The sequence below is a fragment of the Corynebacterium evansiae genome (assembly GCF_027570065.1).
Taxonomy (GTDB): Bacteria; Actinomycetota; Actinomycetes; order Mycobacteriales; family Mycobacteriaceae; genus Corynebacterium; species Corynebacterium evansiae.
This window is the reverse complement of the sequence record NZ_JAKMUT010000002.1, coordinates 200,397-219,805: the sequence shown is the minus strand read 5'-3', so window position 1 is coordinate 219,805 and position 19,409 is coordinate 200,397. Positions and strand designations below refer to the sequence as shown.

Here is a 19,409-nt window from a genome sequence, read left to right as displayed (position 1 = left end):
CTACCGCACTGATTAGCTAACCTTCTCCACTCGCACGGCGTGGCCGAGTTCTTCCGGAATTACCATGGCGCCGTTGTCGTTGCTGAACTCCAGGCCGTCCTCGGTGGCAACCAGGCTCACAACGCTGCCCGGGCGCATGTCAAGCGCATGGAACTTAGCCATCAGCTTGTACTCGACCTGGATGATTTCGTTGATGCTGAGGATCTTCACCTGGATCGGCTCCGATGGCTCAATGTCGGAGGCGCGCTGCGAGGTTCCCTCCTGCAGGGCGTTAACCTTCTCCAGCATCTCCGCGCGCTCGGCCTCCGGGATGCCCTCCACCAGCTCGTCCAGCCCCGGGATCGGGTTGCCGAAAGGAGAGGTGGCGTATTCGCTGAGCACCTTTACCAGTTGGACCTCGACCTCGTCGCCCATGACGTGTTCCCAACGGCAAGCCTCGTCGTGCACCTTTTCCCACGGCAGGCCGATCACGTCGGTAAGCAGGCGCTCTGCCAAGCGGTGCTTTCGCATCACGGCGGTGGCCAGTGCGCGCCCCTGCGCGCTGAGCTTTAGGGAGCGATCCTTCTCGACGGTCAGAAGTTCGTCGCGCTCCATGCGGGCGACGGTCTGGCTCACGGTCGGACCGGACTGGTCGAGCCTCTCGGCGATACGGGCGCGCAGCGGTGGGATGCCCTCTTCTTCCAACTCGTAAATCGTTCGGAGATACATCTCAGTGGTATCGACGAGATCCCTCACGTGCGCTACGCCCTTTCTGTGCTTGTTGACTTCTCACGATTATAGCCCCGTCCACATTGGGAGCGGGGCAGAAGTGTAGGTACTGGTTCTACAGCGGGGTTAAACCGCGTACTCGCGCAGCTTGTCCGCCCGGTCGCCTTCGCGCAGCTTCGCCATGACCTCGCGTTCGATCTGGCGGACGCGCTCGCGGGACAGCCCGAAGCGACGGCCGATCTGGTCCAGCGTGCGGGGCATCCCGTCATCCAGGCCGTAGCGTAGCTTGATCACGTCCTGCTCGCGCTCCTCCAAGGTGCCCAGGACTGCGCGCACATCGGAGTGGCGCAGGGAAGCAACCACGGCGGTTTCCGCGTCAGTCGCCTCGGAATCTTCGATGAAGTCGCCCAGCGGGGCTTCCTCGTCGCTGCCGACTGGCATGTCCAGGCTCACCGGATCTCGGGACTGCTTCAGCAGCATCTCGATCTTGGACTCCTCGATGCCGGACTCCTCCGACAGCTCTTCGTTCGTGGCTTCGCGGCCCAGCTGCTGGTACATCTCACGCTTGATGCGGGACAGCTTGTTGACCTGCTCGACGAGGTGGACGGGAAGGCGGATGGTGCGGGATTGGTCGGCCATGCCACGGGTGATGGCCTGGCGAATCCACCACGTTGCATAGGTGGAGAACTTAAAGCCCTTGGTGTAGTCGAACTTTTCCATCGCGCGGATCAGGCCCAGGTTGCCTTCCTGGATGAGATCCAGCAGCGGCATTCCGCGGCCGGTGTAGCGCTTCGCTAGGGAGACGACCAGGCGCAGGTTTGCCTCCAGCAGGTGGCTGCGGGCTGCCTTGCCCTCGCGGGCGAGAACCTTCAGGTCGCGCTTCTTTGCGCGGGTGAGCTTCTCGGCGTTGGCCAGCAGGTACTCGGAGTACAGGCCTACTTCGATCCGCTTCGACAGTTCGACTTCGTCCTCGGCGGTCAGCAGCGCGGTCTTGCCGATGCCGTTGAGGTAAACGCGAACCAAGTCCGCCGAAGGATTCTCGTTGTTTCCGCGCCGCCGACCCTTGTCTTCCTTTTTATCGCTATCGTCGGCCGAACCGCCGTTGCCCCTACCGCTGTTGATGCCGTTGTACTCGTCATCAATCATGGAGTTTTTCATAGTGCTGGTGTGCCTCCCGTGGCTCGATAGCGCTCAAGCTCTTCAAGATTTTTCTCGTTTTGTGCCGAAGCTCTAAGGGGTTAACGGACATCTTCGATGAATTGTTCCCCACCCACCCCCTAGGAGGGAACCGTGCTTACCCCCGCAATAGGGTTTAGCGTCGCGTTTCGCCGCAGATGCGGTCGCTAATATGCCCTTCTAACTGGCGAAATGCGGGTCGGTGCGGGCCGGTCTACGTTTCTACCAGCACGGTGAACGGCCCCTCGTTTACGCTAGAGACCTTCATCATGGCTCCGAATCGGCCTGTTTCTACAACTATTCCCCGCTGGCGCAGTAGTTCGGCGATGTGGTCGAACACCGGTTGCGCGGCCTCGCCCGGTGCCGCGTTCGCCCAGGAAGGTCGCCGCCCCTTCTTTGTCTCGCCCATGAGCGTGAACTGACTGACCAGTAGAATCTGCCCGCCCACTTCCTCAACCGAGTGATTGCGCGGGCTATCCCATGGCTCGCCAGCAGCGGGCAGTAGGCGCAGTTCGGCGATCTTTCGCGCCATCTTTTCCACTGCCGCCTCTGCCACGCTCTCGTCTGCAATGTCGGCCACGCCGATGCCGACGAGGGCCAGCAGAGCTGGGCCTTGTACCGATCCGACGACCTCGCCGTCCACGGTCACCTCTGCACTGCTGACTGTGCTCACTACTGCTTTCACCGTTGTTCTGCCTTCCTTCCAAAAAATTTTTCCGGGTTCTAGAGCATCCAGGTTCTAGAGGTTGCCTCTAGTACAGATCACGCAAATCTTCCGGCACGATCATTCCGTGCCGCACTAGGTCCACCGCGATCGGCACCAGTTGATCCACCAGCTCCTCGGCGCTGATCCCCAGCTCGTCGCCGTGCACCGCGTGATAGAACTCGGCCACGTCGCGCAGGTTTAGCCCCTCCCAGCTGAGCCCTGCCAGAATCGTTGCCAGCACACCGTCGACCTCGTGCGACCAGCCCGGGCCGTCGATGCGGGTTAGTCGCGCGCTCTCGTCGCCGAACCCCTGGTCGGTGGCGCTCGCTGTTTTTTCTAGTATGACGCCCCGTCCCAGCCGGTAGCGGCTCTCCGCCACCGCTGTGGCAGGGGAGCGGCCGGGAACCTCCAGCTGGTCGATCCACCGGCAGCGAGCGAACCACTGGGCGGCCTCCAGGCCGAGGTACGCCCCGGCCGGTAGCGCATGGTCGAGCGACTCGACGGTCAGCTCGGTGGCACCCTCGAACTTTTCAATGTGGATCCAGCCCAGGCCGATGCGGGTGATCTGGTGGCGGGCGAAGAAGTCCAGCCATTCCGTGGTTCGTAGTTGGCCCGCGGTGCTCCGGGGATCGATGCTTTCATCGCGCAGCCAGGTGGTCACGTAAGTGGCAACGTCCACCTCGTCGCGCTGCAAAACCCAGGCGCGGGCGCCCTCGTCGGGCAGCCAGCCGAGGATCCGTTCGGCGGCGGAGCTGGCAGCATTGCTGCCTTCCTCGCCGATCGCCCAGCCGATCAGCAGGTGCGCGTGGCCTCCCGGCGCCAGGTGCTGAACTGATTGTTCGACCACTAGCTTGCTGGCTGCGTCGAGTGGCAGGCCGGAGTCGCGGTACACGTGCCCTTCTTCCGCATCCAGATCCACGGAAGGGCCGATGACGAAGGGAGGGTTGGCGACGATGACGTCGAAGGCGCCAGCGTTGGTGGACTGAGCACTAAAGGGCTCGAACCAGGAGCCCTGCACCCAGTTGACCAGCGGTGATTCCAGGCCTTGTGCAGCGGCGGCCACGCGGGCGTAATCCAGGGCGCGGGCGTGGATGTCGCTGCCAAAAATTTTTGGCGGCTCGGCTCCGGCGTTGGCGGCCAGCACCAATGCGAGTACGCCGGAGCCCGTGCCGAGATCCAGCACCCTTGCATCTGCAGGCAGCTGGGGGATGGAGTTGAGCAGTGACAGGGGAGCGTTGCCGACTCCGGGAACGTGGCCCGGGCCGGGAACGCGCTCTTCCAAGGAAGCGTCCGGATCCGACAGCACCAGCACCTCCGTGTCACCGTGAGCCGGGTGGTGGACAGGCCGGATGTCCAGGTTCAGGCGTAGCAATTCTGCACTGTCATCTGCGTCTTGCGCGGATTGCTGCTCCACGGGGATCAGCGCATTCTCCGCCACCAAGCCGGAGGTCACCTCGGCCCCGATGAGATCCCGGAAGAAGGCGGCAGGCTGGGGGCGTCGTAAATAGACAGCAGCGACGAGCTGGGCGGCCGCGGACCCGCGCCGCGACAGGTGCCATGTGGCGGCCGCGGGCGAACCCGATTGGGCGGCGGCCACTCCCTCCACGCCGAGCGCCTCCAAGATCAACACAGAGCCGTATCCTCGCTCGACTAGGGTGCGAACCAGCTGTTCAGTGGCTTTACCGGGCGTGCACAGGGGAAAGTCGGGCATTGAAGTTCCTTGATGAGTCAGTGCTAGTTGGGCGCTAGATCGGCGTTAGGAAGAGGACTGATCGGGGTTGTACTCGATGATCTCCGGGTGCGAGGAGTTGGATTCCAGCATGGGGCGGGAAGTCTCCCCGGCAAGAGCAGCGCGCTGGGCACGACGCTGCTCACGGACGAGGGCAGGCTTGTAGACCTTGTTCGTGGTCTCGTCCACCTGGCCGGATTCGTTGGCTAGCAGCACGGCGATCCAGGGCAGAGGCAGGCTTACCGCCGCCACGCACACCGCGAGGGCGGCGTTATGGGTGAGCAACATCACCAACGCGGCGAGGGCGAGGATGGGAATGCGCAGAAGCTGCAGCACGGCGTAAAGCCTGCGACGGTGGTGCCATCCCTGCAAACGCGAACTCTTGGCATCGGTGATAATTTCCACCTGTGAAGCTCGCTTGGTCCGGGATTCACCTCCCGTTTTCCTTTTTCGTGCATCAGCCATAGACCTAACGCTAGTACGCAGCTGGAAAACAAGCAGATTCAGGGGCATGATGGTGAACTGTGAGTAACCCAAGTACGACAACGATTGAGCGCCCCGAAGTCAACACGGATACGACGACGGATGACGATGTACCGAAGTTCTTCCACTACGTGAAGAAGGACCAGATCGTCGAATCCGCCGTGATGGGCAAGCTGGTCGTGGCTCTGTGCGGCGAGACCTTCCCTGTGCGCAAGCAGGCCAAGCCGGGATCGCCTGTCTGCCCGGATTGCGAGCAGATCTACAAGGGGCTGCGCAAGAAGTGAAGCACCTCCGCCTATGGCAGCAGGAGGCACTGAACAAGTACGTCGAGGCCAGCCCGAAGGACTTCCTGGCCGTGGCGACCCCGGGTGCGGGTAAGACGACCTTCGCCCTGACGATTGCACGGTTGCTACTGGATACCCGTGCAGTGGACCGGCTGGTTATCGTGGTGCCCACCGAACACCTGAAGGTGCAGTGGGCGCAGTCCGCCGCGGAGCGGGGAATCGCGCTTGACTCCGAGTTCACCAACTCCTCGCCGTTCAACAACGCCTACGACGGCGTGTGCGTGACCTATGCCCAGGTGGGCATGAAGCCTACGAAGCACTACCAGGTAGCCACCGCCAAGAAGGCGCTGGTGATCCTGGACGAGATCCACCACGCCGGCGACGCAAAAAGCTGGGGAGACGGCGTGCGCATGGCCTACGAGCACGTGGAACGCCGCCTCGCGCTGACGGGTACGCCCTTCCGCTCCGACGATTCCCAGATCCCCTTTGTGCGCTACGAAGCCGTGGAGGGCGCCGACGGCGCACTCGTGTCCTCCGCCGACTACACCTACGGCTACGCGGATGCGCTGAAGGACGGAGTCGTCCGCCCGGTGGTGTTCCTGGCCTATTCCGGCCAGGCACGCTGGCGCAACTCCGCCGGCGAGGAGTTTGAGGCACGCCTGGGCGAGCCGCTGAACGCAGAGCAGACCGCGCGGGCGTGGCGCACCGCGCTGGACCCCAAGGGCGACTGGATCCCCGCCGTACTCAATGCCGCGCAGACGCGCCTGCAGCAGCTGCGCGAGACCATTCCCGACGCGGGTGGCCTGGTGATCGCCACCGACAAGACCACGGCGCGCGCCTACGCGCGGATTCTGGAGCGGATCAGCAACACCCCAGTGACGGTGGTGCTCTCCGACGAGGCGGGGGCTTCCGAACGCATCAAGGAGTTCTCCGCCAGCACCGACGAGTGGATGGTGGCCGTGCGCATGGTCTCCGAGGGCGTGGACGTGCCGCGCTTGGCCGTGGGCGTGTACGCCACATCTTCTTCCACACCACTGTTCTTCGCTCAGGCCATCGGCCGTTTCGTGCGCTCCAGGCGGCCGGGGGAGTCGGCGTCAATCTTCCTCCCCAGTGTGTCCGTACTCCTCGAGTTAGCCTCCAAGATGGAGCAGCAGCGCAACCACGTGCTCGGCAAGCCCCACCGACAGAACGAGGGCTGGGACGACCAACTCCTACAACAAGCCAACCAGGAGCAAAACGAGCCGGAAGAGGACAAGGGCTACGAGTCCGTCGGCGCCGAGGCCGAGCTCGACAGCCTCATCTACGACGGTTCGACCTACGGCACGGCCACCTTGAGCGGGTCGGAGGAGGAGCAGGCATACCTTGGCCTACCCGGTCTTCTGGACGCCGAACAGATGCGTACGTTGCTGCGTCAGCGCCAAGCCGAGCAGTTGGACGCGCGGGCGAAGGAAGAGGAAGAGCGCCGCAAGCAGGAGAAGCAGAGGCCGGCCGAAGAGGGCAGTGGCGCGGACTTGCGCAATAAGCGCGTGGCCAGCGAGGAACTCCCGGCCCTGCGCAAGGAGTTGAACGCCCTGGTGTCTATGAAGTCCGCCCGCACCGGTAAGCCGCACGGGCAGATTCACAACGATGCGCGGAGAAATTGCGGCGGGCCGTCCACGGCGCTGTGCACGGCACAGCAGCTGCGCGACCGCATTGCTTACCTAAGAGACTGGTGAGGATGGATAAGGGGGACACCGGGAAAGTGGGGTAAGATACACCGCGGCAAGCAACGGCGGTGTATCGCCGGATGCCTAGAGGCAAGCGATCCCGGAGGGAAGGAAACGGCACGATGGCTCGAGAAGACTACATCGATCTGGATAAGTCCAACGCGCAGGAGGTCGAACTCCAGAAGATCGCGCCGCGCAAGGTCAGCGGGCTGAGTCTGGCCGCCCTGATCGTGGGCATCCTGTCTATACCGGCGGCGATGTTCCCCCTGATCGGCATCGTGGTGGCAGCGGTGGCGATCCTGGTGGGAATCGCATCGGTGGTCATCGCGAACCGCCGGGGCACGCAGCGCAGTTACGCGATTATCGGACTGGTGCTGGGGGTATTGGCCATGGCTATCGCGATCTTCTTCACCCAGGTGGCCATGAAGAGCATGGAGGGTTGCGAGGATCTGCGTGGCACGGAGTTCTCCGACTGCGTGAAGAACAACCAGAACTAGTGCAGAACTAGTCCAGAACTAGTCCAGGTAGTCGCGCAGCACCTGGGACCGCGACGGGTGGCGCAGCTTGGACATCGTCTTCGACTCGATCTGGCGGATGCGCTCGCGGGTAACCCCGTAAACCTGGCCGATTTCGTCTAAAGTGCGCGGCATGCCGTCGGTCAGGCCGAAGCGCAGCTTCACCACGCCGGCCTCGCGCTCGGACAGTGTGTGCAGCACATCCTGCAGCTGATCCTGCAGCAGGGTGAACGAGACCGCGTCGACGGCCACGACGGCCTCCGAGTCCTCGATGAAGTCGCCCAGCTGGGAATCGCCCTCGTCGCCGATGGTCTGGTCCAGGGAAATCGGCTCGCGGGCGTACTGCTGGATCTCCAGCACCTTGTCCACGGTGATGTCCATCTCGCGCGCCAGCTCCTCCGGAGTGGGCTCGCGACCCAGGTCCTGCAGCAGCTCGCGCTGAATGCGGCCCAGCTTGTTGATGACCTCGACCATGTGCACCGGGATGCGGATGGTGCGGGCCTGGTCGGCCATGGCGCGGGTGATCGCCTGGCGAATCCACCAGGTGGCGTACGTGGAGAACTTGTAGCCCTTCACGTAGTCGAACTTCTCGACTGCGCGGATAAGACCCAAGTTGCCCTCCTGGATCAGATCCAGGAACGCCATACCGCGGCCGGTGTAACGCTTGGCCAGGGACACCACGAGGCGCAGGTTGGCCTCCAGCAAGTGGTTCTTAGCGCGGCGCCCGTCGCGGTCGATTTCGCGCAGGTCGCGACGGTGCATCGGGGAGAGCTTCTCGCCCGACTCCTTGATCTCCTGCAGACGATAAGCGGCGTACAGGCCGGCCTCGATGCGCTTGGCCAGGGAGACCTCTTGCTCCGCGTTCAGCAGCGCGACCTTGCCGATCTGCTTCAGGTACGCACGCACCGAGTCCGCGGAAGCCGTGAGCTCGGCATCCTTTCGAGCCTGACGCAGCGCTGCGGATTCGTCTTCATCCCAGACGAAGCTGCCGTCCTTCTTGTCGTCTTCCTCGTCGGAATCCTCGGAGTCTTCGTCGTCCTCGTCATCATCGTCGAGGTCGTCGTCATCGTCCTCGAGATCGTCGAGATCCTCCAGGTCGTCGAGGTCTTCGTCCTCATCCATGTCCTCGAGCGCATCGAGGTCATCCGGAGCATCTGCGTCCTCGTCATCGTCGAAGTCGTCCCGTTCTTCTACGCTATCCGGCGCATCCTGCTGCTTGGCCGAAGTAGCGGCGGTGCCGGCTGCAGCTACGTCCTCCTCGAGGACCTCCTCAGCCGCCTTTGCCGCCTTGGTGCCGCGCTTCGCGGTAGTCTTCTTCGCCGTCTTCTTGGCAACCTTGCGCGTGGTCTTCTTCGCGGTTTTCTTGGTTGCCTTCTTGGCCGTCTTCTTCGCGGCCTTGCGCGCAGTCTTCTTGGCAGCCTTCTTTGCGGTTTTCTTCGCCGCCTTCTTTACGGGAGTGGACGCCTGCTCCTCCTGCTCGGCAACAGATTCAGCAGCCTTTGCCGTAGCCTTCCGCGCGGTGGCCTTCTTGGCAACCGTCGACTTCTTCGCCACCTTTCGGGCAGTTTTCTTCGCTGCCGTCTTCTTTGCAACCTTGCGCACAACACCCTCGGTGCTGTCTTCGCCGGTGGTGGTCGAGTCGTTCGCTGCCACGGAAGCCCTTTCACTCGTATTGCATGGTGCACTGAAATGGCCGCCCTATAAGGCCACATTCCGAAGAGGAATTGGGGTGCACCAGGTTGCGGCATACCCGCAACCGATGGTTTAGGAGGGGCGTTGAGACCCCTGCTGTGCTAATCGACCGCCCATTATAACTCAAATATCAGCACGGCGTTGCAACCATCCCTGGTACGAAGCGGTTGCTTTCTAGCGGGTACTAGGGCTTGATGCCATCTTGTACGGCCATTGCAGCGCCGATAATGCCCGCCTGATTGCGCAGCTTCGCCGGGATAACTTCCTCTTCGACAGTCAGCAGCGGAACCCACTTGTCGGCCTTGCGAGAAATACCGCCGCCGACGATAAACGTCTTCGGGCTGAACAGAGCGCTGTAGGCGTGCAGAACCTCGTCCACGCGCGCGGCCCACTTCTTATAGGACAACTCCTCGCGATCCTTCGCCGCGGAGCTGGCATACCACTCGACGTCACCGTTCTCGTCGTGGGGCAGGTGGCCGAGCTCGGAGTTGGGGAACAGGTTTCCATCACACAGCATGGCCGAGCCGATGCCGGTTCCGAAAGTGAGCATCAGCACCGCGCCTTCCTTTGCGCTTTCCTCGCCGTACTTGACCTCGGCCAGTCCGGCTGCGTCGGCGTCATTAAGAACAGCGATCTCCCGCTCGCCGAGGTGGCGCTTGAACAGCTCCTGCATATCGGTATCGATCCACGACTTGTCGATGTTCGCCGCGGAGCGAGCCTTCTGGTCCTTAACTACGGCGGGCACCGTGACACCCACCGGACCGTCCCATTCGGCCATGTCCATCAGCTTGCGCACGACCTCCGCCACTGCATCCGGGGTGGAGGGCTTCGGGGTGAGGATCTTAAAACGCTCGGTGACCAGCTCGCCGGTGTTGAGGTCTACTACGGCGCCTTTCACACCGGATCCACCGATGTCTACGCCGAAACTCAGGTTCTGCTCTGCCTTGTCCTCAGTCATGCCCATAACACTACCTTGAAGATATTGGGCTGCGCTCGGCATCGGGGTCTAGCAGTCTGCCCCGTGGAAGGTGGCTGTGAAGAGTGATCAGGAATGGCAAGGTGGAGAGCATGGAAAACACGGGTTCAGCAAGTATGAGCGCTAAGGCGCGTGAGGTAGCGACGATTTTCCAGCAGGCAGAATCCAACCAGGCGCCCCTGCGAGTGTTCGACGAGGTGTCGACGGCGGGGGAGGCTGGGGCGTCCACAAGAGAAAAAACCCTTAGCCCTGCCGACCTGGAGGCAGTAGCCCTCGAGGTGGCGCGCGAGGCGGCCGTCCTTATTCGACGCCGTCGTGGCGAACTCGCCGACGAGCACGGTCACGTCGGCGTGGTGGGGACGAAGACCTCCGAGGTGGATCCGGTGACGGAGGTAGACCAGGCCAGCGAGAAAGTCATTACAGAGCAGCTGCTGCAGCGGGTACCCGGATCCCGCGTGCTCGGTGAGGAAAGCGGCCTGAGTAGCGAGGACAGTGCCCCGGGGGAGGTTCTATGGATCGTTGATCCGATTGATGGAACAGTGAACTTCCTCTACGGGGTTCCGGCCTATGCCGTGAGCATCGCCGCAGTGGTGGACGAGCAGCCAGTAGCAGGCGTGGTGGTGGACGTGACAGGCCAGGTTGCCTACGTGGCGCATGCGGGCGGGCCGGCGCGGCGCTTGCAGGACATTGCCGATAAGGCCGCGGCCGTTACTCTGCGCGTGGAACCGGCGGAGCAGGAGGTAGCGCCTGGTGGAGCACTGGGGAAGGCGCTGGTTGCAACCGGCTTTTCGTACGTGGCTGAGGATCGCCGCCGCCAGGCGGAGCGGCTGACCCGCCTGCTGCCGCAAGTCCGCGACATTCGACGGATCGGCTCGGCCGCATTGGACCTGTGCCGTGTGGCAAGTGGGGAAGTAGATGCCTACTTTGAACACGGGTTGGGCCCGTGGGACCACGCTGCGGGGTGCCTGATTGCCGCGCGTGCCGGAGCCATTAGCGTGGCCCCGGATTATGACGTGACGAAGGAGGCGAAGGCGCTTGTATTGGCAGTGAAGCCGGGGGTGGCTGCGGAGCTGGCTGAACTGCTGGTGGAATAGCCGCGGGGGGAGCCATTTACCCCTATCGGGCGCCAGTGCGCGCGTGAAGGTGACAAGGGGCGTGCATGTGCTCTAGGATCCGCGAACAGTGAGACGAGTTAAGGCAATTTTCAGCCAGCCCTGCTGGCTGTTTTGCACTCCATCTGATCGACACAACCGACGTGAGTAAGGACCCAATATGGCCACTGACTACGACGCGCCGCGCCGACGTTCCGAAGACGACATCGAGACCGACTCCCTGGAAGGCCTGAAGGCCGCAGAGAAGGCTGAACCGGCCGTTTCCGATACGGATGATGGAGAGATCGTCGAGCCCTTCGACGTACCCATGGCGGATCTTTCCGGCGAGGAGCTGTCCGGCTCTGTAATCCCGCGCCAGAGCGACGAGTTCACCTGCAGCGTGTGCTTCCTGGTGCAGCACCGCAGCTGCATTGCAGAAACCGTCGCCGACGGCGAGTACATCTGCAAGGACTGCGCTTAAGCTGCGTTAGTAGATCGGGCGACCAAGCTGCTCCAGAACCTCCTGAGGTTCCTTAGTGGAGATCAGCCAGTAGGGGGTTGGGTCGTCCGGATCGTCCAGGACGAGCATCGCCATCGTCGGGATCCAGTTCTTGTGCACAACATAGGCGGCCGGATCCAGCTGGCGGCCCATAGCGGCGCGCTTGGCGGTAGGGGGAATAACTAGGCTGCGGCTGACCACACTTGCGGGGAGTCTTGCCGGGCCGACATGCAACCAACGCTCGCCGGAGCTATCTTCCGTGACCTCCACCTTCGTGCGGGAGAAGTAAATAAGCGCCCACACTGCCAGCGCGCCGGAAACCACGAGGGCGACGTAGAAGGCCCACATCGGACGGCCCATTTGCGCCTGCCACGCAATGATTGCGACTACGCCCGCGGCGAACAGCCACCACACTAGGGGTACGCGCTGGTGCTCCGAATACAGCAGCTTTTCCTGCTGAGTGTCCGATGCCAATTGAATATCTCCTGATAGATCTGTTCGCTTTGCGTGCTGCCTAGTAATTCTAGCCCGTGGGGGTTCGGACATCGTAACTTCGGTTGGGTACTTGTAGTCTTGGTGACCGTGACCCTTAAGCAAAATGGACAAACCGGAAATGACGCCCCGCTGCGTATCGTTCGCCTGGACAAGGAGCTGCCCTTGCCGCGCCGCGCCCACCCGACGGATGCCGGCATAGACCTCTACACGGCCCAGGATGTGACCATTGCCCCTGGGCACCGGGAGCTGGTCGGCACAGGCATCGCCATCGCATTGCCTGTAGGCACAGTGGGGCTGGTGCACCCGCGTAGTGGGCTCGCACTGAAGAAGGGGCTTTCCATCGTTAACGCCCCGGGGACGATCGATGCGGACTACCGCGGGGAGATCAAGGTATGCCTGATCAACCTGGATCCTGAGCAGCCCATTGAATTGGCGCGCGGGGAGCGGATTGCACAGCTGCTGGTGCAGGAAGTCAGCCTGTGCGACGTCGAAGAGGTCGAGAGCGTAGAGCAACTGGGGGAGACCGTGCGGGGCGAGTCCGGCTATGGCTCCACTGGGGTTTAGACTCGCAACGCTTAGCTGCACTCGAAGTAACTTAAGAAGCCAACAGAAGACGGAGTTTTGGGATGTTTGGGCGTAAGAATAAAAACGACAAGAACCCGGCCGAGGAAGTCGCTCAGCCGCAGCAGGATCAGCCGGAGAACGACTTTGGCCCGTTTGACGGCGACACGGTGAACTTCCAGGACTTCGACTTCTCGGATTTTGCCGCGGGAGCTTTGGATCTGGGCTCCATGCTCATTCCGGTGCCGCACGGCGGTGAGGTCAAGGTGGATATGGGGCCGGAGGGGCCGCAGATGATTCACCTGGAGATCGACGGTGGGCGCATTACCCCGATTGCCTTCGCTGCACCGCGAAACGGTGACCTGTGGGCCGAATCTGTCGAGGAGACGGTCGCGGGCATGACGAAGGACGGCCTGGACGTTCACGTCGAGGACGGCCCGTGGGGCCAGGAGATCTGCGCGGTAGCCGGTGAGGGACAGATGCGCCTGATCGGCGTGAACGGTCCACGTTGGATGTTCCGGGCGACGCTGGCCGGAGAGAAGTCCAAGGCGGACGAGTTGGCCAAGGTGGGCCGGGAGATCATCGCACGTACCTTTATCCGCCGCGGCAGCGACCCAATTCCGGCCGGCCAGCCTTTGCCGGTGTTGATGCCGCAGGCCATGGCGGATGCTTTGCAGGAGCAGCTGCAGGAGCTGGCCCACCGCCAGAATGCCGAATCCCAGGGAGCTACCCGGAATCTGGGCGAGGATCTGCAGTAATGGCAGGAAAGACAGAGCCGCAACAGGGCGGCGATGCAGCCCAGGCCACCCTGCTGGAGCAAATGGGAGGCCTGTCCGGACTGGTCTCCTCCACGTTGCCCGTGCTGGTTCTGGTGCCGGTAAACAGCCAGTGGGGTCTGGGACCCGCGCTGATTTCTGCGCTGGCGGTTGCAGTGTTGATTCTGGTGTGGCGCGTAGCGCGCAAGGAGAACCTGCAGCCGGCGATCTCCGGCTTCCTCGCGGTCGCGCTGTGCGCAGCGATCGCCTGGATCATGGGGGATGCAAAGGGCTATTTCGCCTACGGCATCTGGTACTCGCTGGTGGCGGGCATCGCATCCATTATTTCGATCTTTGTTCGCTGGCCGCTGGTCGGCGCGGTATGGCGCGGCATCAATGGTGATGATCACCGCTGGCGCACGAACCGCCGAGCAGTGCGGGCCTTCAACATCGCCACCCTTGCGTGGGCCGTGGTGTTCTTCGCCCGCTTTGCCGTTCAGCAGTGGCTCTATGCTGGCGATAAGACTGACGCCCTCGGGTACACCCGCATCGCAATGGGATGGCCCCTGACGCTGGTAGCAGTGGCGGTCACCGTTTGGGCAGTGAAGGCAGCGAACCGAGCGGAGGGGCGGCACTCGGAGAAGCCGGGCGAAGACACGCAAGACCTACAGCAGGTCGAGGCGGAAAGCATGGAAGAAGGTATCGAAGAGGTGGAGACCGATGGGCGTCACTAAGAAGGAAGAAGTAGTGATCGACCTGGCGGGTCCGGCGAACGGCGGCACCGTGATCGGCCGACTGGACGGGCAAATCGTGTTCGTGCGCGGTGGACTGCCGGGCGAGAAGGATGTGACGGTGGCGCTGGATCCGGCGCGGAACTCGAAGTCTAAGAAAGGTTTCCGCAACGGCGAGGCTGTAGCCATCGGACAGCCGAGCCCCCACCGTGTGTCCCCGGCATGCCCGGCAGCGCAGGCTGGGGCTGGGTGTTGCGACCTGGATTTCGTGGACGCAGCCGGGTCGCTGGACTATAAGAAGCAAGTGGTGCTGGATCAGCTGGCTCGCGTGGGCAAGATCGATGCCGAATCCCTACAGAATGTCACCATCGATACCGAGAGCCTGCAGCCCTTCGCGGGCTCGCGCACGCGCGTGCGTCTGGCAGTGGACGGGGAGGGCAACGTCGGCCAGCGGGCACGCGGCTCGCACCAGGTGGTGCCCGTAGAGCACCCCTGTGCGCAGTGGAGCGAGGCGCTGCGAGAAGGGCTGGCCGAAGAAATCGAGCAGCTGCGAGCGGCCGGGAACTTGGTACCCAACACCGAGATCGCCGTTGCCGTGGCAGATGACGGCACTCGCAAGATGGTGCAGCTGCGGGGTAAAGCCACGGATGGTGCGGGCGAGATCCCCACCGTTTCCCGCACCGTGCACTTTGGGGTCGGCCTCGACCAGGAGTTCAACGTGCAGTGGGAAAGCCAGGTGCAGGACTTCTGGCAGGCGCACCGTGTAGCGCCGGAGTTCTACTCCGCCTGGATTGCCCGCCACATCCCGCCGGTGGCGCAGGGGCAGAAGGCTGAGGGGGCAAAGGCTAAGCAGTCGATTGCGTGGGATCTGTACGGCGGCGCTGGAGTATTCAGCGCGCCGCTATCCCGCAAGGCCGACCGAGTGGTCTGCGTAGACGTGGCCGGTAGCGCCAGCGAGGCAGGGGCACAGGCCCTGGCGGCAGCTGGCATCGACAATGTCGAGTTTGTCGGTGGCGATGTGGCGGGTCTGGTTCCCCAACTGCCAAGCGGAGGATCCGTGCACGCGGTGGTTCTGGACCCGCCGCGCACGGGCGCGGGCACGCAGACGGTTGCCGATATTGCCAAGGCCCGCCCGCGGCACGTCGTTCACGTGGGATGCGACCCGGCCACCGCCGCCCGCGACCTTTCAGCTTGGATCGACAACGGATACGCAATTAAGGAGCTGTGCGTGGTGGATGCCTTCGGCCTTAACCACCACGTAGAGCTGCTGGCATATCTGGTTCCAGACCGCCGCGGTCGCGCAGGCTCTTAAACCCCGGTAGGGGATTCTTTCAAAACACTTGAGCGCAGTTAGAATGGACAGACAAAACATTCGGCGCGAGACATGAGGACGGAGAAGAGTAGTTTCACATGGGAATTCTCGATAAGGTGTCTTCGCCCGCTGACCTCAAGGGGCTGGACGCAGACCAGCTAGAGCAGCTGGCCGCGGAGATCCGCGAGTTTCTTATCCAGAAGGTCTCCGCAACCGGCGGCCACCTGGGACCGAACCTGGGCGTTGTAGAGCTGACGATCGCCATGCACCGGGTATTCGACTCGCCTTCGGACCCGCTGATTTTCGACACCGGCCACCAGTCTTATGTGCACAAGATCTTGACGGGTCGCCGGGACCTTTTCGACACGCTGCGTCAAAAGGACGGGCTCTCCGGCTACCCGGATCGGGCGGAGTCTCCCCACGACTGGACTGAATCCTCCCACGCTTCCGCCTCGCTGTCCTACGCAGATGGTCTGGCCAAGGCCTTCGAGCTGACCGGACAGGTTCACCGCCACGTCGTCGCCCTAGTCGGCGACGGCGCGCTGACCGGCGGCATGACGTGGGAGGCGCTGAACAACATCGCCGCCGCGAAGAAGCGCAGCCTGGTCATCGTCGTCAATGACAACGGCCGCTCCTATTCGCCCACGATCGGCGGCCTGGCCGAGAACCTGGCAGCGCTGCGCCTGCAGCCGATGTACGACCGGGTGATGGATACCGGCAAGTACGCCCTGGGTCGAATGGGCTGGGTGGGCGACCGTGCCTTCCAGGTGATTCACGGCCTCAAGGAGGGCGTGAAGCACACCGTCATCCCGCATGAGATGTTCCCGGAGCTGGGCCTGAAGTACATTGGCCCCGTCGATGGCCACGACCTCAAGCAGGTCGAGAACGCTCTGCGCTACGCCAAGGACTACGGCGGCCCCGTGATCGTCCATACCGTCACGCAGAAGGGCAAGGGCTTCGACCCCGCCGAGCAGGACGAGGCCGACCAGATGCATTCCACCGGCGTGATCGACCCGATCACCGGTGAGTCGATGGCGAAGAAGACCGAGGGCGCGATCAGCTGGACCAAGGTGTTCTCCAACCACCTGATCGACATTGCCAACGAGCGGGAGGACATCGTCGCCATCACCGCCGCCATGGCTGGCCCGACCGGCCTGGCCGACTTTGCTAAGGTCCACCCCAGCCGCACCTATGACGTCGGCATCGCCGAGCAGCACGCGGTGACCTCCGCCGCCGGCCTGGCTCTCGGCGGCCTGCACCCGGTGGTGGCCGTCTACTCGACGTTCCTCAACCGCGCGTTCGACCAGCTGTTGATGGACGTCGCCCTGCTGAAGCTGGGCGTCACCATCGTCCTCGACCGCGCCGGCATCACGGGCTCCGACGGCGCCAGCCACAACGGCATGTGGGACCTGTCGATCACTGGCATCGTCCCCGGCATCCACGTCGCCGCCCCGCGCGACGCGCGCACACTGGAGCTGGCCCTCGACCGCGCAGTGGCCATCGACGATGCTCCGACCGTCGTGCGCTTCCCTAAGGGCAACGCCCCCGCCGACATCCCCGCCGTGCGCGAGGAGGCCGATTACGACGTCCTGTTCGAGCAGGGCGGAGAGCAGGCCGACGGTCGCGTACTCATTGTCTCGTTCGGAGCTCTTACGGACCAGGCTCTGGAGGCTGCGCAAGCTCTTTGTGACGCCAACTTCTCCGCCACCGTCGTGGATCCCCACTGGGTAGTTCCCACTGCGGATAGCTTGCTGGAGCTCGCCCGCGACTTCGACCTCATCGTGACGATCGAGGACAACGGCGTGCACGGCGGAGCGGGTAGCCGTCTGCACTACGACCTGTCCCAGGCAGGCATCGACGTGCCCGTCCGCAACCTGGGCGTACCGCAAGAGTTCCTGGCTCATGCCTCGCGCGGCGAGGTGCTCGAGGAGCTGGGCCTGGACGTGGAGACCGTCGCCCGGACCGTCGTGGGTTACGCGGAGAAGCTCTAGCCTGCGTAGACTGCCGCGACGGCAGGGGTGACAGCGTCGAGCAATAACTCCACCTGCCACGGTCGCAGCCCCAGGGCGGACCACTTTTCGCCGAGCAGTTCCTCCCACTCCGCGATCGGGTCATCGGCCCCATCTAGCGCGCTTGAGTCTTCGGCCTGCCAGCAGGACCAGGCAGCTTGGCGCAGATTTTTCCTGGTAACAACCGTGTCGAGGCGGATCTGCAGGCGATCCGCTACGTCATCGGCCGCGGAGAGAATCGCTTCGGAGTAGGCAGCCGCACGGGGGTATTCCTCCGGCCAGACCTTATGATCCGGGATGCCGCGCGTGGGGTTTCGCGGCGGCAGGAACTGTTGGGTTTCGAGGTCTTGGGTCTCGGACGTGAGGGCGTCCGAAAGAAGCTCGGCCATGTGCCTGCGAGCCCGAGGTTTCATGCGCGCCCGCGAGTGATGCAGGCAGGAGTTCAACTGCCGCAGCGCACCGGCGCGGTCGCGATCGGCACGGCCGGCGATGTCCACGAGGTCACGGCTGCGCAGGATGGCCTCCGGGGAGATGTCGCCGCGGCGGGCCATGGTGTCGCGGGATTCCCAGAGGTCGTGGGCGATCCGGCGGGGCAGGGCGCCGCGCAGAGAACTCAAGCCTTTCAGACTCGTCCAGTCGTTCGCGGACAGGGGAGAGGCGGATGCCAGCACGTGTGCGCACTCCTGGACATACCACTCGGTGCGACCCGCCTCGGTGAGGTCATCGAGGCAGTGTTCCAGTAGCTCCAGCAGCCATTCGACGTCCAGGGCGGCGTAGTTCAGCATCGCGTCGGTCAGCGGCCTGCGCGACCAGTCCGCGTTGCCTTTATCCTTGGGCACCTCAATGTCGAAGTAGGCCTCCAGCATGCCGGAAAGGCCGATGCGCTCGGCCCCGAGGATCTGCCCGGCAATCTGCGTGTCGTGCAGTACCTGTGGGTGCCAATCCAAGGCCAGCAGACATGGAAGGTCGGTGTGCGCGGCGTGGAGCACCCATTCGGCTTCGTTCACGACCTTGGCCATGCGACGGGTGGCTTGGGGTTCGGCCTCCGGATCAATCAGAAAGGTGCCGGAGCCGTGGCGACGCAGCTGGATCAGGAACGCGCGATCGTCGTAGCGGTAGGCAGAGGCGCGCTCCGTGTCGATGGCGATGGGGCCGTGGCCTGCGGCGAGTGCGCGGGCGGCTGCGTCGATGTGCTGCGGGGTATCCCGCAGTACCGGGGTGCCGGCGGCGGGGACAGAGACAAAACTCACGGCTCTAACGATACGTCAGCCCGCCGGTTACCTCGCCCCGGAGCCTCCCACCTGTACTAGAAGTTGTTTTACTAGGAGTCGTTGGCGGCCGCGGTGCCCGCGGGGCGGGCACCGAAAGCCAGGCTGGTCACACCCTCGGGCGGCAGGCCGGCGACGTTAGCCAGCACCTCCGCGAAGGCTTGGACGTGGCCCGTGAGGTCGGAACCGGTGGCGGTCCAGGAGGCGCGCATCTCCAGTTGGAAGGCGCGCGGTGGGCCGCCGATCTCTCCGTAGCGGACGGAAGCAGTAGAAGTCACCGTGCCGCCGAGGTCGGTGTATTCACAACTCGGGGAATCCAGCTGCTCCTTGAGCCAGTCCCATGCCACGTCCGGCAGCAGCGGGTCGGAGGCCACGGCGGCATCCATGTCCGCTTGGATGTAGGCGACCATGCGCATACGCTTGCCCTTCCATTGCTCTTCGCCCTGCGGGTCGTGGAGCAGGATCAGGCGGCCGAAGGCATCGCCGGCGGGGGTTCCGGTGCTGTCGTCGCTGTCCTCGTCGGCGGGCAGCACCTCGAGGCCGATGGCGTGGCTGAGGGGTGCGAGGTTGCGGGGCGGCCGGATGTCTCCGACGCTGATGCCGCGACGCACTTGTGCTTCCGACATGGAGCGCACCGCTTCGTGGAAGTACTCTGGGATCTCAGTCTCTTGGCTCACAAGGCCTAAACCTAGCCTTTAAGGTTTGTCGTGTTT

20 protein-coding genes are annotated in these 19,409 nt (G+C 63.6%); 10 read left to right on the top strand and 10 right to left on the bottom strand.

The window, feature by feature from the left end; all coding sequences use genetic code 11:
- Nucleotides 1-12: 12 nt before the first annotated feature.
- The 5 genes from L8V00_RS03000 to L8V00_RS02980 all read right to left on the bottom strand — a co-directional run bounded on the left by L8V00_RS03000 (nt 13) and on the right by L8V00_RS02980 (nt 4,784).
- Nucleotides 13-735 (bottom strand): metal-dependent transcriptional regulator, encoded by a 723-nt coding sequence (locus tag L8V00_RS03000; RefSeq protein WP_035003749.1) that lies wholly within the window; start codon nt 733-735, stop codon nt 13-15.
- Between the two features lie 99 nt (nt 736-834).
- Nucleotides 835-1,866, bottom strand: a complete 1,032-nt coding sequence (locus tag L8V00_RS02995; protein ID WP_370646254.1) for a sigma-70 family RNA polymerase sigma factor — start codon at nt 1,864-1,866, stop codon at nt 835-837.
- A 232-nt stretch (nt 1,867-2,098) separates the two neighbouring features.
- Nucleotides 2,099-2,569 (bottom strand): D-aminoacyl-tRNA deacylase, encoded by a 471-nt coding sequence (gene dtd, locus L8V00_RS02990; RefSeq protein ID WP_269944174.1) that lies wholly within the window; start codon nt 2,567-2,569, stop codon nt 2,099-2,101.
- Between the two features lie 67 nt (nt 2,570-2,636).
- Complete coding sequence (locus L8V00_RS02985) at nt 2,637-4,301, bottom strand: DUF7782 domain-containing protein (RefSeq protein ID WP_269944173.1); 1,665 nt, start codon at nt 4,299-4,301, stop codon at nt 2,637-2,639.
- Between the two features lie 45 nt (nt 4,302-4,346).
- Complete coding sequence (locus L8V00_RS02980; RefSeq protein WP_237746254.1) at nt 4,347-4,784, bottom strand: DUF3099 domain-containing protein; 438 nt, start codon at nt 4,782-4,784, stop codon at nt 4,347-4,349.
- 59 nt (nt 4,785-4,843) lie between these two features.
- On the opposite strand from L8V00_RS02980, the gene L8V00_RS02975 reads away from it, so the two are divergent.
- From L8V00_RS02975 to L8V00_RS02965, 3 genes are all read left to right on the top strand, one after another.
- Complete coding sequence (locus L8V00_RS02975; RefSeq protein WP_005295046.1) at nt 4,844-5,086, top strand: DUF3039 domain-containing protein; 243 nt, start codon at nt 4,844-4,846, stop codon at nt 5,084-5,086.
- Nucleotides 5,083-6,801: a DEAD/DEAH box helicase gene (locus L8V00_RS02970; protein WP_035003754.1), complete on the top strand. Its 1,719-nt coding sequence runs from the start codon at nt 5,083-5,085 to the stop codon at nt 6,799-6,801. The genes L8V00_RS02975 and L8V00_RS02970 overlap by 4 nt, the downstream gene beginning before the upstream one ends.
- 113 nt (nt 6,802-6,914) lie before the next feature.
- Complete coding sequence (locus L8V00_RS02965; protein ID WP_049050497.1) at nt 6,915-7,289, top strand: DUF308 domain-containing protein; 375 nt, start codon at nt 6,915-6,917, stop codon at nt 7,287-7,289.
- Between the two features lie 18 nt (nt 7,290-7,307).
- Here the strand turns inward: L8V00_RS02965 and L8V00_RS02960 are convergent, their stop codons facing one another.
- Complete coding sequence (locus tag L8V00_RS02960) at nt 7,308-8,960, bottom strand: RNA polymerase sigma factor (RefSeq protein ID WP_239315955.1); 1,653 nt, start codon at nt 8,958-8,960, stop codon at nt 7,308-7,310.
- Between the two features lie 223 nt (nt 8,961-9,183).
- On the bottom strand, nt 9,184-9,963 hold the full coding sequence (gene ppgK / locus L8V00_RS02955; protein ID WP_269944172.1) for a polyphosphate--glucose phosphotransferase: 780 nt from the start codon (nt 9,961-9,963) through the stop codon (nt 9,184-9,186).
- A 128-nt stretch (nt 9,964-10,091) separates the two neighbouring features.
- Between ppgK and L8V00_RS02950 the strand changes: the two genes are divergently transcribed.
- A complete protein-coding gene (locus L8V00_RS02950; protein ID WP_269944171.1) occupies nt 10,092-11,069 on the top strand; it encodes an inositol monophosphatase family protein in 978 nt (325 codons plus the stop codon).
- Between the two features lie 178 nt (nt 11,070-11,247).
- Nucleotides 11,248-11,547, top strand: coding sequence for a DUF4193 domain-containing protein (locus L8V00_RS02945; protein WP_269944170.1), 300 nt, complete (start codon nt 11,248-11,250; stop codon nt 11,545-11,547).
- A 6-nt stretch (nt 11,548-11,553) separates the two neighbouring features.
- Here the strand turns inward: L8V00_RS02945 and L8V00_RS02940 are convergent, their stop codons facing one another.
- Nucleotides 11,554-12,039, bottom strand: a complete 486-nt coding sequence (locus L8V00_RS02940; RefSeq protein ID WP_049050499.1) for a DUF3093 domain-containing protein — start codon at nt 12,037-12,039, stop codon at nt 11,554-11,556.
- Between the two features lie 108 nt (nt 12,040-12,147).
- On the opposite strand from L8V00_RS02940, the gene dut reads away from it, so the two are divergent.
- The 5 genes from dut to dxs all read left to right on the top strand — a co-directional run bounded on the left by dut (nt 12,148) and on the right by dxs (nt 17,410).
- Entirely contained in the window at nt 12,148-12,624 is a 477-nt protein-coding gene (gene dut, locus L8V00_RS02935) for a dUTP diphosphatase (protein WP_049050519.1), read from the top strand.
- Nucleotides 12,625-12,686: 62 nt separating this feature from the next.
- A complete protein-coding gene (locus tag L8V00_RS02930) occupies nt 12,687-13,379 on the top strand; it encodes a DUF3710 domain-containing protein (RefSeq protein WP_269944169.1) in 693 nt (230 codons plus the stop codon).
- Nucleotides 13,379-14,110, top strand: a complete 732-nt coding sequence (locus L8V00_RS02925) for a DUF3159 domain-containing protein (RefSeq protein ID WP_269944168.1) — start codon at nt 13,379-13,381, stop codon at nt 14,108-14,110. The genes L8V00_RS02930 and L8V00_RS02925 overlap by 1 nt, the downstream gene beginning before the upstream one ends.
- Nucleotides 14,097-15,419, top strand: a complete 1,323-nt coding sequence (locus L8V00_RS02920; protein WP_269944167.1) for a class I SAM-dependent RNA methyltransferase — start codon at nt 14,097-14,099, stop codon at nt 15,417-15,419. Before L8V00_RS02925 ends, L8V00_RS02920 begins: the two co-directional genes overlap by 14 nt.
- Nucleotides 15,420-15,517: 98 nt before the next feature.
- Nucleotides 15,518-17,410, top strand: a complete 1,893-nt coding sequence (dxs, locus tag L8V00_RS02915) for a 1-deoxy-D-xylulose-5-phosphate synthase (RefSeq protein ID WP_269944166.1) — start codon at nt 15,518-15,520, stop codon at nt 17,408-17,410.
- Here the strand turns inward: dxs and L8V00_RS02910 are convergent.
- Together L8V00_RS02910 and L8V00_RS02905 are read right to left on the bottom strand one after the other, a co-directional pair.
- Nucleotides 17,407-18,678: a ribonuclease D gene (locus L8V00_RS02910; RefSeq protein ID WP_035003763.1), complete on the bottom strand. Its 1,272-nt coding sequence runs from the start codon at nt 18,676-18,678 to the stop codon at nt 17,407-17,409. The two genes, dxs and L8V00_RS02910, sit on opposite strands and share 4 nt — an antisense overlap.
- 71 nt (nt 18,679-18,749) lie before the next feature.
- Nucleotides 18,750-19,373 carry a DUF3000 domain-containing protein gene (locus L8V00_RS02905; RefSeq protein ID WP_035003765.1) on the bottom strand — a complete coding sequence of 208 codons (624 nt, stop codon included), beginning with the start codon at nt 19,371-19,373 and terminating at the stop codon, nt 18,750-18,752.
- Between the last annotated feature and the right edge of the window lie 36 nt (nt 19,374-19,409).